This is a genomic window from Pseudorhodoferax sp. LjRoot39 (assembly GCF_964253035.1).
GTDB lineage: Bacteria > Pseudomonadota > Gammaproteobacteria > Burkholderiales > Burkholderiaceae_C > Pseudorhodoferax.
The window spans coordinates 2,299,213-2,311,456 of the sequence record NZ_CAXUQL020000001.1; the positions used below are offsets into that span (position 1 = coordinate 2,299,213).

The 12,244-nt window shown below is 70.7% G+C and carries 11 protein-coding genes and 1 pseudogene; 10 read left to right on the top strand and 2 right to left on the bottom strand.

The genetic code is table 11. The features are described 5' to 3' along the window. Position 1 precedes the first annotated feature (1 nt). From leuC to ACSQ4M_RS10925, 4 genes and pseudogenes are all read left to right on the top strand, one after another. Positions 2-1,414, top strand: a complete 1,413-nt coding sequence (gene leuC, locus ACSQ4M_RS10910; protein WP_436189556.1) for a 3-isopropylmalate dehydratase large subunit — start codon at positions 2-4, stop codon at positions 1,412-1,414. Continuing rightward, complete coding sequence (gene leuD / locus ACSQ4M_RS10915; RefSeq protein ID WP_436189557.1) at positions 1,411-2,073, top strand: 3-isopropylmalate dehydratase small subunit; 663 nt, start codon at positions 1,411-1,413, stop codon at positions 2,071-2,073. The genes leuC and leuD overlap by 4 nt, the downstream gene beginning before the upstream one ends. Then, positions 2,070-2,966, top strand: a complete 897-nt coding sequence (locus tag ACSQ4M_RS10920) for an alpha/beta fold hydrolase (protein WP_436189558.1) — start codon at positions 2,070-2,072, stop codon at positions 2,964-2,966. The genes leuD and ACSQ4M_RS10920 overlap by 4 nt, the downstream gene beginning before the upstream one ends. Further along, positions 2,963-4,385, top strand: a pseudogene (locus ACSQ4M_RS10925) (aldehyde dehydrogenase family protein). The gene ACSQ4M_RS10920 and the pseudogene ACSQ4M_RS10925 overlap by 4 nt, the downstream one beginning before the upstream one ends. 3 nt (positions 4,386-4,388) lie before the next feature. Here ACSQ4M_RS10925 and ACSQ4M_RS10930 read toward each other — a convergent pair. Next, on the bottom strand, positions 4,389-5,303 hold the full coding sequence (locus tag ACSQ4M_RS10930) for an EamA family transporter (RefSeq protein ID WP_436189559.1): 915 nt from the start codon (positions 5,301-5,303) through the stop codon (positions 4,389-4,391). Positions 5,304-5,424: 121 nt separating this feature from the next. Between ACSQ4M_RS10930 and ACSQ4M_RS10935 the strand changes: the two genes are divergently transcribed. Next, positions 5,425-6,261, top strand: a complete 837-nt coding sequence (locus ACSQ4M_RS10935) for a zinc-dependent peptidase (RefSeq protein ID WP_436189560.1) — start codon at positions 5,425-5,427, stop codon at positions 6,259-6,261. On the opposite strand, the gene ACSQ4M_RS10940 is transcribed toward ACSQ4M_RS10935, so the two are convergent. Further along, entirely contained in the window at positions 6,234-8,102 is a 1,869-nt protein-coding gene (locus ACSQ4M_RS10940; protein ID WP_436189561.1) for an ABCB family ABC transporter ATP-binding protein/permease, read from the bottom strand. The genes ACSQ4M_RS10935 and ACSQ4M_RS10940 overlap by 28 nt on opposite strands. Positions 8,103-8,159: 57 nt before the next feature. Here ACSQ4M_RS10940 and ACSQ4M_RS10945 point away from each other — a divergent pair, with 57 nt between their 5' ends. The 5 genes from ACSQ4M_RS10945 to ACSQ4M_RS10965 all read left to right on the top strand — a co-directional run bounded on the left by ACSQ4M_RS10945 (position 8,160) and on the right by ACSQ4M_RS10965 (position 12,244). Further along, positions 8,160-8,594, top strand: coding sequence for an acyl-CoA thioesterase (locus ACSQ4M_RS10945; protein ID WP_436189562.1), 435 nt, complete (start codon positions 8,160-8,162; stop codon positions 8,592-8,594). Between the two features lie 110 nt (positions 8,595-8,704). Next, positions 8,705-9,580 (top strand): branched-chain amino acid ABC transporter permease, encoded by an 876-nt coding sequence (locus tag ACSQ4M_RS10950; RefSeq protein ID WP_436189563.1) that lies wholly within the window; start codon positions 8,705-8,707, stop codon positions 9,578-9,580. Further along, a complete protein-coding gene (locus ACSQ4M_RS10955; protein ID WP_436189564.1) occupies positions 9,577-10,653 on the top strand; it encodes a branched-chain amino acid ABC transporter permease in 1,077 nt (358 codons plus the stop codon). Before ACSQ4M_RS10950 ends, ACSQ4M_RS10955 begins: the two co-directional genes overlap by 4 nt. Before the next feature lie 5 nt (positions 10,654-10,658). After that, positions 10,659-11,450: an ABC transporter ATP-binding protein gene (locus ACSQ4M_RS10960; RefSeq protein ID WP_436193990.1), complete on the top strand. Its 792-nt coding sequence runs from the start codon at positions 10,659-10,661 to the stop codon at positions 11,448-11,450. Further along, positions 11,447-12,244 (top strand): ABC transporter ATP-binding protein, encoded by a 798-nt coding sequence (locus ACSQ4M_RS10965; protein ID WP_436189565.1) that lies wholly within the window; start codon positions 11,447-11,449, stop codon positions 12,242-12,244. The genes ACSQ4M_RS10960 and ACSQ4M_RS10965 overlap by 4 nt, the downstream gene beginning before the upstream one ends.

Here is a 12,244-nt window from a genome sequence, read left to right on the forward strand (position 1 = left end):
CATGACCCCGCGCACCCTCTACCGCAAACTGGTCGACAGCCACACCGTGGCCGCGCTCGACGACGAGAACATCCTGCTGTTCTGCGACCTGCACCTTATGAACGAGTACACCAGCCCGCAGGCCTTCACCGGCCTGGACGAGCAGGGCCGCGGCGTGCCCATGCCGGGCCAGAACGTGGCCGTCGTGAGCCACATCATCCCCACGCACCCGGGCAAGGTCCGCGTGATCGCCGATGCCGCCTCGGCGCTGCAGGCCAGCAACCTGCACCGCAACTGCACGCGCTTCGGCATCCCGCTGTTCGACACCAACGATGCGCTGCAGGGCATCGAGCATGTCATCGCGCCCGAGCACGGCATGGTGCGCCCCGGCATGGTCATCATCTGCGGCGACAGCCACACCACGACCTACGGCGCGCTGGGTGCGCTGGGCTTCGGCATCGGCACGACCGAGGTCGAGCATGTGCTGGCCACGCAGACGCTGGCCTACCGCGTCGCGCGCAGCATGCACATCCGCGTCGACGGCGAGCTGCCCGCGGGCAGCACGGCCAAGGACCTGGTGCTGGCCGTGATCGGCCGCATCGGCGCGCAGGGCGCGCGCGGCTGCGTGGTCGAGTACAGCGGCAGCGCCATCGATGCGCTGTCGGTCGAGGCCCGCTTCACGCTGTGCAACATGACCGTGGAGGCCGGCGCGCGCGGCGCGCTGGTCGCGCCGGATGGCAAGGCCATTGACTATGTGCTGGCGCGCGCGCCTGATCTGGCCGAGCACCGCGCGGCGGCGCTCGCGGCCTGGCAGGACCTGCGCACCGACGCCGGCGCCGCCTTCGACGTGGAACACCGCTTCGACGCCAGCCGCATTGCGCCGCAGGTGACCTGGGGCACCAGCCCCGACCAGGTGGCGGCGATCGACGGCCATGTGCCGCAGCCCGCGGACCTGCCGGCAGGCCCCGCGCGCAGCAGCGCGGAGCGCGCCATGGCCTATGCCCGGCTGTCGGCCGGTGCGGCGATTGCGGGCACGCCGATCCAGCACGTGTTCATCGGCTCGTGCACCAACGGCCGCATCGAGGACCTGCGCGCGGCGGCCGGCGTGGCGCGCGGCCGCCGGGTGGCCACCGGCGTGCGCGCCATGGTCGTGCCGGGCTCGGGGGCCGTGAAGGCGGCAGCCGAGGCCGAGGGCCTGGACCACGTGTTCCTCGCGGCCGGCTTCGAGTGGCGCAACCCGGGCTGCTCCATGTGCCTGGCCATGAACGACGACGTGCTGGCCGAGGGCGTGCGCTGCGCCTCCACGACCAACCGCAACTTCGAGGGGCGCCAGGGCCGCGGCGCCATCACCCACCTCATGGGCCCGGCCATGGCCGCGGCGGCCGCCGTCACGGGCCGCATCACCGACGTTCGCCAACTGGAGCTGCTGCCATGACCGACCACCTTCGCATCCAGGGCCGCGCGGCCGCGCTGCGCACCGAGAACCTGGACACCGACCAGATCATGCCCAAGCAGTTCCTGCGCGGCATCGACAAGGCTGGCCTCAAGGAAGGCCTGCTGTACGACCTGCGCTTCGACACCCAGGGCCGGCCGCGGCCGGACTGCGTGCTGAACCGCGCCGACCATGCGGGCGTGTCGGTGCTGGTCGGCGGCTCCAACTTCGGCTGCGGCTCCAGCCGCGAGCATGCCGTCTGGGGGCTGCAGCAGTTCGGCATCCGGGCCATCGTGGCGCCCAGCTTCGCCGAGATCTTCCATGCCAATGCCATGAACAACCGGCTGCTGCTGGTGGCACTGCCGGCCGCGCAGATCGCGCAACTCATGGACGATGCGGATGACCCGGCCACCAATGCCGTGGACATCGACCTGGTTGCGCAGACCCTGACCAGCCGCAGCGTGCAGGCCCGCTTCGACCTGCTGCCGCGGCACCGGCGCATGTTCCTCGAAGGGCTGGACAGCATCGGCCTGTCGCTCACCTACCGTGCGCAGACCGAGGCCTTCGCGCAGCGGCACTGGGCGGCGCAACCCTGGCTGCGCGACGTGGCCGCACGCACACGCCAGCGGCTGGATGGCGGCGCCGCTAGGATCGCACCATGACAGACACCCCCCTGTTCCCTGGCTTTCGCCCGCACCTGGCCGAGGTCGGCGAGGGCATCCAGATCCACGCCGAAGTGGGCGGCGAGGGCCCGCCGCTGCTGTTGCTGCACGGCCACCCGCAGACGCATGCGATCTGGCACAGGGTGGCGCCGCAGCTGGCCGAACGCTTCACGCTGGTGCTGGCCGACCTGCGCGGCTACGGCGGCTCGTCCAGGCCGGCCGGCGACGCGGACCACGCCAACTACAGCAAGCGCACCATGGCGCGCGACATGCTCGTGCTCATGCAGTCGCTGGGCCATGCGCGCTTCGACGTGCTGGCGCACGACCGCGGCGCGCGCGTGGCGCACCGGCTGGCCGTCGACCACGCCGATGCCGTGCGCCGGCTCGCGCTGCTGGACATCGCGCCCACGCTGGCCATGTACGAGCAGACCGGCGAGGCTTTCGCGCGTGCCTACTGGCACTGGTTCTTCCTGATCCAGCCCGCGCCGTTGCCCGAGCGCCTGATCGAGGCCGACCCTGGCGCCTACCTGCGCGACGTGATGGGCCGGCGCAGCGCGGGGCTGGCACCGTTCGACCCGCGCGCGCTGGCCGCCTACGAGGCCGGCCTGCGCCAGCCGGGGGCAGCCCACGGCCTGTGCGAGGACTACCGCGCTTCGGCCGGCATCGACCTGGAACACGACCGCGCCGACCGCGCGGCCGGCCGCAGGCTGACCGTGCCCCTGCTCGCGCTGTGGGGCGAGCAGGGCGTGGTGCAGCGCTGCTTCGACCCGCTGGCCGAATGGCAGCGTGTGGCCGACGACGTGCGCGGCCGGCCGCTGTCCTGCGGCCACTACATTGCCGAGGAGGCGCCGCAGGCGCTGCTGGACGCCGCCCTGCCGTTCCTGTGCCCATGAGCGGCGCAGCGTCGCCACTGCAGGCCGCCTTCGCGCGCCAGTGGGCCGCCAGCCGGGCCCGGCCCGAGGTGCCGCTGGACCTGCGGCGCGACCGCCTGCGCCGGCTGCAGGCCCTGGTCACGCAGCACGGCAGCCGCCTGGCCGATGCCGTGCAGGCCGATTTCGGCATGCGCCCGCACGACGTGACGCGCCTGGCCGAGCTGTTGCCGCTGCAGTGGGAGCTGCGCCATGCGCTGCGGCACCTGGCGCGCTGGGCGCGGGTGCGCCGCGTGCCCACGCCGCTGCAACTGCAGCCGGCCAGCGCCCACCTGCAGCCGCAGCCCCTGGGCGTGGTGGGCGTGGTGTCGCCGTGGAACTATCCGGTGAACCTGGCCCTGGGGCCGGCCGTGGCCGCGCTGGCCGCGGGCAACCGCGCCATGCTCAAGCCCAGCGAGGCCACGCCGCACACGGCCGGCTGCCTGGCGGCGCTGCTGGCCGAGCGCTTCGATGCCGAGGAATTGCTGGTGGTGACCGGCGACGCCGACGTGGCCGCCGCCTTCTCGGGCCTGCGCTGGGACCACCTGCTGTTCACCGGTTCGCCAGCCGTGGGGCGCCGGGTGGCGTTGGCCGCGGCGGCGCAACTGGTGCCCACCACGCTGGAGCTGGGTGGCAAATCGCCCTGCCTGCTCGACGTCGGCGTGGATCTGGTGCGTGCCATGCCGCGCATCGTGCAGGGCAAGCTGCTCAACTGCGGCCAGACCTGCATCGCGCCCGACCACGTGCTGCTGCCGCGCGGCATGGAGACGGCCTTCGTGCAGGCCTTCGCTGCCACGGTGCAGCGCTTCTACCCGCGCATCGCCGGCAACCCCGACTACACCAGCGCTGCTGGATGCACGCGGCCTGGCGCGCATGCAGGCGCTGCTGGACGATGCGCGGGCCAAGGGCGGCCGCGTGCTGTCCTTCGGTGCGGACGCGCCGCCGCCGGCCGACCCGGTGCACCAGCGCCAGATGCCGCCCGCGCTGGTGCTCGACACGCGGCCCGACATGCGCGTGCTGCGCGAGGAGATCTTCGGCCCCATCCTGCCCGTCGTGCCCTACGACACGCTGGACCAGGCCATCGCCCATGTCAACGCGGGCGAGCGGCCGCTGGCGCTGTACTGGTTCGGCGAGGATGCGTCGCGTACCGCGCAGGTGCTGGCGCAGACCACCAGCGGCGGCGTGGTGCTGAACGACACGCTGCTGCACTTCGTGCACGGCAACCTGCCCTTCGGCGGCGTGGGCGAGAGCGGCTGGGGCGCCTACCACGGCGAGGCCGGCTTCCTGCGCCTGTCGCACCTGAAACCCGTGCTGCGCCAGCCGCGCTGGGGCCTGGGCGGCCTGGTCCACCCGCCGTACGGCGCACGGATGCGCCGCATGCTGGATTGGCTGGCGCGGCTGTGAGGGCTACAGCTGCAGGCAGATGCCCACCAGCCCCAGCAGCACCAGTGCCAGCCCCCAGCGCTCGCCCGCGCGCAGCTTCTCGCGGAAGATGCGGCGCGAGACCACCAGGCTGAAGAACACCTCGACCAGGCCCAGCGTGCGCACGTCGGCGGCGGGCTGGATGGCCATGGCAGTGAACCAGCCGGTGGAGGCCAGCGCGCCCATGGCACCGGCCAGGATGGACACGCGCCACACGCGGGCGGTGGTGGCCAGCGCCACCGGGTCGCGCGCCGCGAGCCAGCCGCCCAGCAGCAGGCTTTGCAGCAGCTGGGCCCACAGCACGCCCCAGCCGCCCAGCAGCCAGGGCGCCACGTCGGTCATGGCCAGCGCCGCGCCGCGAAAGCCCACGGCCGACAGCGCGAAGCACGCGCCCGAGGCCACGCCGAACAGCACGGCCTGGCTGCCGCCGCCGACGGCCACCGCGCCGCGCGCCGGCAGCGACAGCAGCACCACGCCCAGCGTGGCCAGCAGCATGGCCAGCGCGGCCAGCCAGGTCGGCACCTCGTGCAGGAACAGCGTGGAGAACAGCGCCACCTGCAGCACCTCGGTCTTGGAAAAGGCCACGCCGACGATGAAGTTGCGCTGCTGCATGGCCTTGAGCAAACAGGCCGTGGCCAGCAGCTGGGCCACGGCGCCCATGGCGACCCAGCCGAAGTAGCCGGCATGGAAGGCCGGCACGGGCCGGCCCGAGAGCTGCTGCGCCAGCGCCACGAACAGCAGCGCGAACGGCAGGCCATAGAGGAAGCGCGCCAGCGTGGCGGCCAGCGTGCCAGCCTGGCTGACCAGGCTGCGCTGGGCGGCGTTGCGCACGGTCTGCGCCAGCGCGGCGGCCAGCGTGATCGGGATCCAGGCCCAGGCGGGCAGAGTGGGGATGTCCATGGTGGGGCGGCGAGCGTAGCGCAGAACAGGCCGCGCCATGCCTCGTGCTTGGCGAGGGCCGCCATCGCTTGAAAAGCGCAGCCGCGCCACCAGTTGGGCGGATCAAGCCGATCATTCCCACATGCCCACGCTCTCACAGTCCCTGTTCGGCGCCGTCCTGCTCGGCGCGCTGCTGGCCGTGCTGGGCATCGCGCTGGCGCCGGCTTGGCGCGCCTGGCGCCGCCGCACGCTGGCGCGCCACCCGTTCCCGGCCGCCTGGCGGCGCGTGCTCGCGCGCCATGTGCCGCAGGTGCGCCGCCTGCCGGCGGACCTGCAACTGAAGCTCAAGCAGCGCATGCAGGTGTTCATCGCCGAGAAGCCCTTCATCGGCTGCGACGGCCTGGTGGTGACCGAGGCCATGCGCGTGGTCGTCGCAGCCCAGGCCTGCCTGCTGTTGATGGGCCGGCCCGACGGGCATTTCGGCAACCTGCGCCAGGTGCTGCTTTACCCCGGCGCCTTCCTGGTCGACCGCGTGCGCACCGAGGCCGGCGGCGTGCTGCGCGACGAGCGGCAGGCGCTGTCCGGCGAATCCTGGTCGCAGGGCCAGGTCGTGCTGTCCTGGGACGATGTGCTGGCCGGTGCGGCCGACCCGGCGGATGGCCGCAACGTCGTGGTGCACGAGTTCGCCCACCAGTTGGACCAGGCCGATGGCCAGTCCAACGGCGCGCCGCCGCTGCCGCGCGGTATGAGCGCGGCGCGCTGGACGCGTGTGCTGCAGGCCGAGTTCGAGCACTTGCAGCGGCAACTGGCGGCGGGGGACGAGAACCTGCTGGGCGGCTATGCCGCGACGAACCCGGCCGAGTTCTTCGCGGTGGCCACCGAGGTGTTCTTCGAGCAGGGGCCGCAGCTGGCGGCCGAGCGGCCGGCGCTGTACGCCGAGCTGCAGGCCTTCTACGGGGTCGATCCGACGGCCTGGTGAGCGTCGCCCGGCGCCGGCGCCGGCTCGTTCTGCTGCAGCGCCCACATGCGGGCGTAGCGCCCACCGGCGGCCAGCAGCTCGGCATGCGTGCCGCGCTCGGCGATGCGGCCGGCCTCCATGACCAGGATCTCGTGCGCGTCGACCACGGTGGACAGCCGGTGCGCGATGACCAGCGTGGTGCGCCCGCGCGCGACCGATTGCAGTTCGGCCTGGATGGCGCGCTCGTTGGCCGAGTCCAGCGCCGAGGTGGCCTCGTCGAAGATCAGGATGGGCGGGTTCTTGAGCAGCGTGCGCGCGATGGCCACGCGCTGCTTCTCGCCGCCCGAGAGCTTCAGGCCCCGCTCGCCCACCATGCTCTGGTAGCCCAGCGGCATGGCGGCGATGAAGTCGTGGATGTGGGCGGCGCGCGCCGCCGCCTCGATCTCTTCCTGGCTGGCGCCGGGCCGGCCGTAGCCGATGTTGTAGGCGATGGTGTCGTTGAACAGCACGGTGTCCTGCGGCACGATGCCGATGGCTTGCCGCACGCTGGCCTGGGTCACGGCGCGGATGTCCTGGCCGCCGATGCGGATGCTGCCGCGCTGGATGTCGTAGAAGCGGAACAGCAGCCGGCCCAGTGTGCTCTTGCCCGAACCCGAGGGGCCGACCACGGCCACGGTCTTGCCGTCTGGGATCTCGAAGCGCACGCCGTGCAGGATGGGCCGGGCCGGCTCGTAGGCGAAGTCCACGTCCTCGAAGCGGATGCCGCTGCCGCGCGCGGTGTCCAGCGGCAGCGCGCCGGGCGCGTCGGCCACCTCGCGCTCGCGCTCCATGAGCGTGAACATCTTGTCCAGGTCGGTCAGGTTCTGCTTGATCTCGCGGTACAGCACGCCCAGGAAGTTGAGCGGGATGTACAGCTGGATCATGAAGGCGTTGACCATGACCAAGTCGCCCAGCGTCATGCGGCCATCGACCACGCCCTGGGTGGCGCGCCACAGCATCAGCACCAGCGCCACGGCGATGATGAGCTGCTGGCCGGTGTTGAGCAGCGACAGCGTGCTCTGGCTCTTGAGCCGCGCGCGCCGCAGCCGCTCCAGGCTCTCGTCGTAGCGGCCGGCCTCGTAGCGCTCGTTGCCGAAGTACTTGACGGTCTCGTAATTCAGCAGCGAATCGATGGCGCGCGTGTGGGCGGTGGAGTCGAACTCGTTGACCTGCTTGCGGAACTGCGTGCGCCACTCGGTCACGGTCACCGTGAACGCGATGTACAGCACCAGCGCGGCCAGCGTGATCCAGGCGAACCAGGCGTCGAACTTGACGGCCAGGATGCCCAGCACCAGCGCCACCTCGACCAGCGTGGGCACGATGCTGTAGAGCGAGTAGGAGATCAGCGACTCGATGCCGCGCACGCCGCGCTCGATGTCGCGCGTCATGCCGCCGGTCTGGCGCTCCAGGTGAAAGCGCAGGGAGAGCGCATGCAGGTGCTCGAAGGTCTGCAGCGCGATGGTGCGCGCCGTGCCCTGCGTGGCCTTGGAGAACACCAGGTCGCGCAGCTCGGCGAACAGCGAGGTCGACAGCCGCAGCAGCCCGTAGGCCAGCAGCAGGCCCAGCGGCACGACCAGCAGCGCGGCCGGATCGCCGGGCTTGATCGTCATCGCGTCGATGAGGTTCTTCAGCAGCACCGGCACGCCCACGTTGGCGAACTTGGCGCCCAGCATGAAGGCCAGCGCGAACAGCACGCGCCACTTGTACTGCCACAGGTAGGGCAGCAGGCGGCGCAGCGTGGCCCAGTCCGAGCGCGCCGGCGCGGGCAGTGGCGCGCCGGGGGCGTTCGTGGGAGTGGGGGCGGAGGGAGCGAGGTGGCGCATTGGCAGACAATCGGTGGCGTTGCAAGTCTTCTTCTTGTTCTTCGGAGATTGTCCCGGATGTCCACCGATTCAAGCGCCCCGGCCGCGGTTGTCCAGTTGCCCACCGACATGGAGCTGGTGCTCAAGGTCATCCCCATGCCGGCGGACACCAACGGCAACGGCGACATCTTCGGCGGCTGGGTCATGGCCCAGGTCGACCTGGCCGGCGGCGTGCTGCCGGCGCGGCTCATCGTCGGCAAGTTCGCCACCGTGGCCGTCAACGAGTTCATCTTCAAGCAGCCGGTGCGCGTGGGCGACCTGCTGTCCTTCTTCGCCGCCATCACGCGCGTGGGCAAGACCTCGGTCACGGTGCAGGTGGAGGTCTATGCCGAGCGGCGCCACACGCCGCAGCGCTATGTGAAGGTGACCGAGGCGCGGCTGACCTACGTGGCCATCGGCGACGACGGACGGCCGCGTTTGGTGCAGCCAACGGCGGCGCCGGCGCCAGCCTGACCCCGGCAAACCCCTAGACTGGGCCGCGCTGCCCGGTGGATGAGGAACAACCCTGAGCGCCGTTGCGCGGGGCACGGCTATAAACCCGGGCACAACACACGGGGGGCCGGGTGCAGTTTCTCCAACTGGTGATCAGTGGCATCGCGCAGGGCTGCATCTACGGCCTGATCGCGCTCGGCTTCGTGCTGATCTACAAGGCCACGGAAACCGTGAGCTTCGCCCAGGGCGAGCTCATGATGCTGGGCGCATTCGCAGGCTTCGCCGCGATGACCTGGCTGGGCCTGGCGTTCTGGATGGCCGTCGTGTGCGCGGTGATCGCCGTGGCGCTGCTGGGCATGCTGCTCGAACGCGTGGTGATCCGCCCCATCCTGGGGCAGCCGGCCTTCTCCATCGTCATGCTGACCATCGGCATCGGCTACGTGGCGCGCGGCCTCGTGACCATGGTGCCCGGCATCGGCACCGAGACCCACACGCTGCCCGTGCCCTACAAGGACGAGATCTACCGGCTCGGCGAGCTCGTGCTCAACGCCGAGCAACTGGTCGTGATCGGCGCCACGGGCGTGCTGTGCGTGCTGCTGTTCGCGTTGTTCCGCTACAGCAAGCTGGGCATCGCGATGCAGGCCTCCTCGCAGAACCAACTGGCGGCCTATTACATGGGCATCCCGGTGCGCCGGCTCAACGGCCTGGTCTGGGGGCTGGCGGCGGCCGTGGCGGCGCTGGCCGGGTTGCTGCTGGCGCCCATCACCTTCGTGCACGCCAACATGGGCTTCATCGGGCTCAAGGCCTTCCCGGCAGCCGTGGTCGGCGGTTTCGGCAGCCTGCCGGGGGCCATCGTGGGCGGGGTGCTGATCGGCGTGGTGGAGTCGCTGTCGGGCTTCTACCTGCCCGATGGCTTCAAGGACACGGCCGCCTACATCGTGGTGCTGGTCATGCTCATGGTCCGGCCCAACGGCCTGTTCGGCGAACGGCTGCGGAAAAAGGTATGAGATTCCTGTTCAAGACCGGCTACGCGCAGGACATCGCTCTCGCCAAGCACGAGGGCCACCGCTTCTGGTACGGCCTCTTGCTCGTGGCCCTGGTGCTGGCGCCGCTGGCCCTGCCCGAGTACTGGCTGGCGCAGCTGACCTTCGTGCTGATCTACGGCATCGCCGGGCTGGGGCTCATGCTGCTGTCGGGCTTCACGGGCCAGTTCTCGCTGGGCCACGCGGCCTTCCTGGGCGTGGGCGCCTACACCCAGGGCGTGCTGACCAACCTGGGCTGGCCGTTCCCGCTGGCGATGGTGATGGCGATGGTGCTGGCGGGGGCCGTGGGCGTGGTGGTCGGCCTGCCGGCGCTGCGCGTGAAGGGCATCTACCTGGGCATGGCCACGCTGGCCTTCGGCGTGATCGTCGAGGAGGTGCTGGCGCGCTGGGAGAGCGTGACGGGCGGCAACGCCGGCCTGCACATGAAGGCCCCGGCCATCGGCAGCTTCAAGCTCGACAGCGGCGAGGGCTTCTACTTCCTGTGCCTGCTGCTCGCGGTGGTGGCGACGCTGGCCATCCTGAACCTGCTGCGCGCGCCGACCGGGCGGGCCTTCGTGGCGATCCGCGATTCCGAGGTCTCGGCGCAGAGCATGGGCATCCATTTGGCGCACTACAAGACGCTGTCGTTCGCGCTGTCGGCCGCGCTGGCCGGCCTGGCCGGGGCGCTGTACGCGCACAAGATCAGCTTCCTGTCGCCCGACCAGTTCAGCGTGCTGCAGTCCATCGACCTGCTGCTGATGGTGGTGATCGGCGGCCTGGGCTCGGTGCACGGCGCCTTCCTGGGCGCCATCTTCCTGATCGCCATGCCGCAGCTGATCGCGCTGGGCAAGGGCTATCTGCCCGAGGTCATCGCCATGGCGCCGGGCCTGCAGGGCTTCGTCTACGGCGTGGTGCTGATCGTGTTCGTGCTGTTCGAGCCGCTGGGGCTGTACGGCCGCTGGCTCAAGGTGCGCACCTACTTCAGCATGTTCCCGTTCTACCGCAAGGGCATGTTCAAGCGGCAGAAGTCGTTCCAGAAATCCGAGAGGCTGAAGTGAGCACGATGCCCTTGCTGCAGGTCCAGGACGTCAGCATGCGCTTCGGCGGCGTGCTGGCCGTGAACCGCGTGGGCTTCGAGGTGCAGGAAGGCGAGGTGTTCACCTTGATCGGCCCCAACGGCGCGGGCAAGACCACGGTGTTCAACCTCATCAGCCGCATCTACACGCCGACCTCGGGCGCGATCCTGTACCGCGGGGCCTCGCTGACGGCGCTGCCCGCGCACCGTATCGCCGCGCTGGGCATCGCGCGCACCTTCCAGAACATCGAGCTGTTCGAGCACGCCACGGTGCTGCACAACCTCTTGATCGGCCGCCACACGCACCGGCAGACCGGCCTGTGGGGTGACCTGCTGTTCACGCCGCGCGCGCGGCGTGCCGAACTCGACGCGCGCGAGCATGCCGAGCGCGTGATCGAGCTGCTGGACCTGCAGCACCACCGCGATTCCATGGTGGCCGGCCTGCCCTATGGCGTGCGCAAGGTGGTGGAGCTGGCGCGCGCGCTGTGCACCGAGCCCAAGCTGCTGCTGCTGGACGAGCCCTCCTCGGGCCTGAACGTGGAGGAGACCGACGACATGGCCTTCTGGATCCAGGACATCCGCGACGAACTGGGCGTGACGGTGCTCATGGTGGAGCACGACATGTCGCTGGTGTCCAAGGTCTCCGACCGCGTGCTGGCCATGAACCAGGGCGAGCTGCTGGCGTTGGGCACGCCGGCCGAAGTGCAGACCGATCCGGCCGTGGTGGAGGCCTACCTGGGATCGGTGGACGATGTCACGACCTTGAGGCGCACAGCATGAGCGATGTACCGCCTCCGGTCAGCGACCAGCCCGTGCTCAAGCTGCTCAACGTGGAGAGCGCCTACGGTCCGATCAAGGCCATCCGCGGCGTGAGCCTGCAGGTGCGCCGTGGCGAGATCTCCACCGTGCTGGGCAGCAATGGCGCGGGCAAGACGACGATCCTCAAGACCATCTCGGGCATCCTCGATCCGCGCAAGGGCTCAGTGGAGTTCAAGGGCGAGGACATCACCGCGCAAGACCCGGCGCTGATCGTGCGCCTGGGCCTGTCCCATGTGCCCGAGGGCCGCGAGGTGTTCCCGCTGCTGAGCGTGCGCGACAACCTGGCCATGGGCGCGTACACGCGCAGCGACCGCGACGGCGTGGCGCGCGACCTGGAGGCGGTGTTCGGCTACTTCCCCATCCTGCGCGAGCGCGCGGCGCAGGACGCCGGCCTGCTCTCGGGCGGGCAGCAGCAGATGCTGGCGATCTCGCGCGCGCTGATGGCCGCGCCCGACCTGATCCTGCTGGACGAGCCCAGCCTGGGCCTGTCGCCCAAGCTGACCAAGGAGATCTTCGAGATCGTGGTGCGCATCAACCGCGAGCGCGGCACCACCTTCCTCTTGGTCGAGCAGAACGCCAACATGGCGCTCAACGTGGCCGACTACGGCTACGTGCTGGAGAACGGACGCATCGTGCTGGAAGACACCTGTGCCCGTCTGCGCGAGAAGGAGGACATCCAGGAGTTCTACCTGGGCATGAAGGAAGCCGGCGTGCGCGGCGAGCGGCGCTGGAAGAAAAAGAAGAACTGGAGGTAA

Bases quoted from the DNA above. Each gene is read 5' to 3' on its own strand.
- leuC (WP_436189556.1), top strand. From the start codon at position 2: ATGACCCCGCGCACCCTCTACCGCAAACTGGTCGACAGCCACACCGTG.
- leuD (WP_436189557.1), top strand. From the start codon at position 1,411: ATGACCGACCACCTTCGCATCCAGGGCCGCGCGGCCGCGCTGCGCACC.
- ACSQ4M_RS10920 (WP_436189558.1), top strand. From the start codon at position 2,070: ATGACAGACACCCCCCTGTTCCCTGGCTTTCGCCCGCACCTGGCCGAG.
- ACSQ4M_RS10930 (WP_436189559.1), bottom strand. From the start codon at position 5,303: ATGGACATCCCCACTCTGCCCGCCTGGGCCTGGATCCCGATCACGCTG.
- ACSQ4M_RS10935 (WP_436189560.1), top strand. From the start codon at position 5,425: ATGCCCACGCTCTCACAGTCCCTGTTCGGCGCCGTCCTGCTCGGCGCG.
- ACSQ4M_RS10940 (WP_436189561.1), bottom strand. From the start codon at position 8,102: ATGCGCCACCTCGCTCCCTCCGCCCCCACTCCCACGAACGCCCCCGGC.
- ACSQ4M_RS10945 (WP_436189562.1), top strand. From the start codon at position 8,160: ATGTCCACCGATTCAAGCGCCCCGGCCGCGGTTGTCCAGTTGCCCACC.
- ACSQ4M_RS10955 (WP_436189564.1), top strand. From the start codon at position 9,577: ATGAGATTCCTGTTCAAGACCGGCTACGCGCAGGACATCGCTCTCGCC.
- ACSQ4M_RS10960 (WP_436193990.1), top strand. From the start codon at position 10,659: ATGCCCTTGCTGCAGGTCCAGGACGTCAGCATGCGCTTCGGCGGCGTG.
- ACSQ4M_RS10965 (WP_436189565.1), top strand. From the start codon at position 11,447: ATGAGCGATGTACCGCCTCCGGTCAGCGACCAGCCCGTGCTCAAGCTG.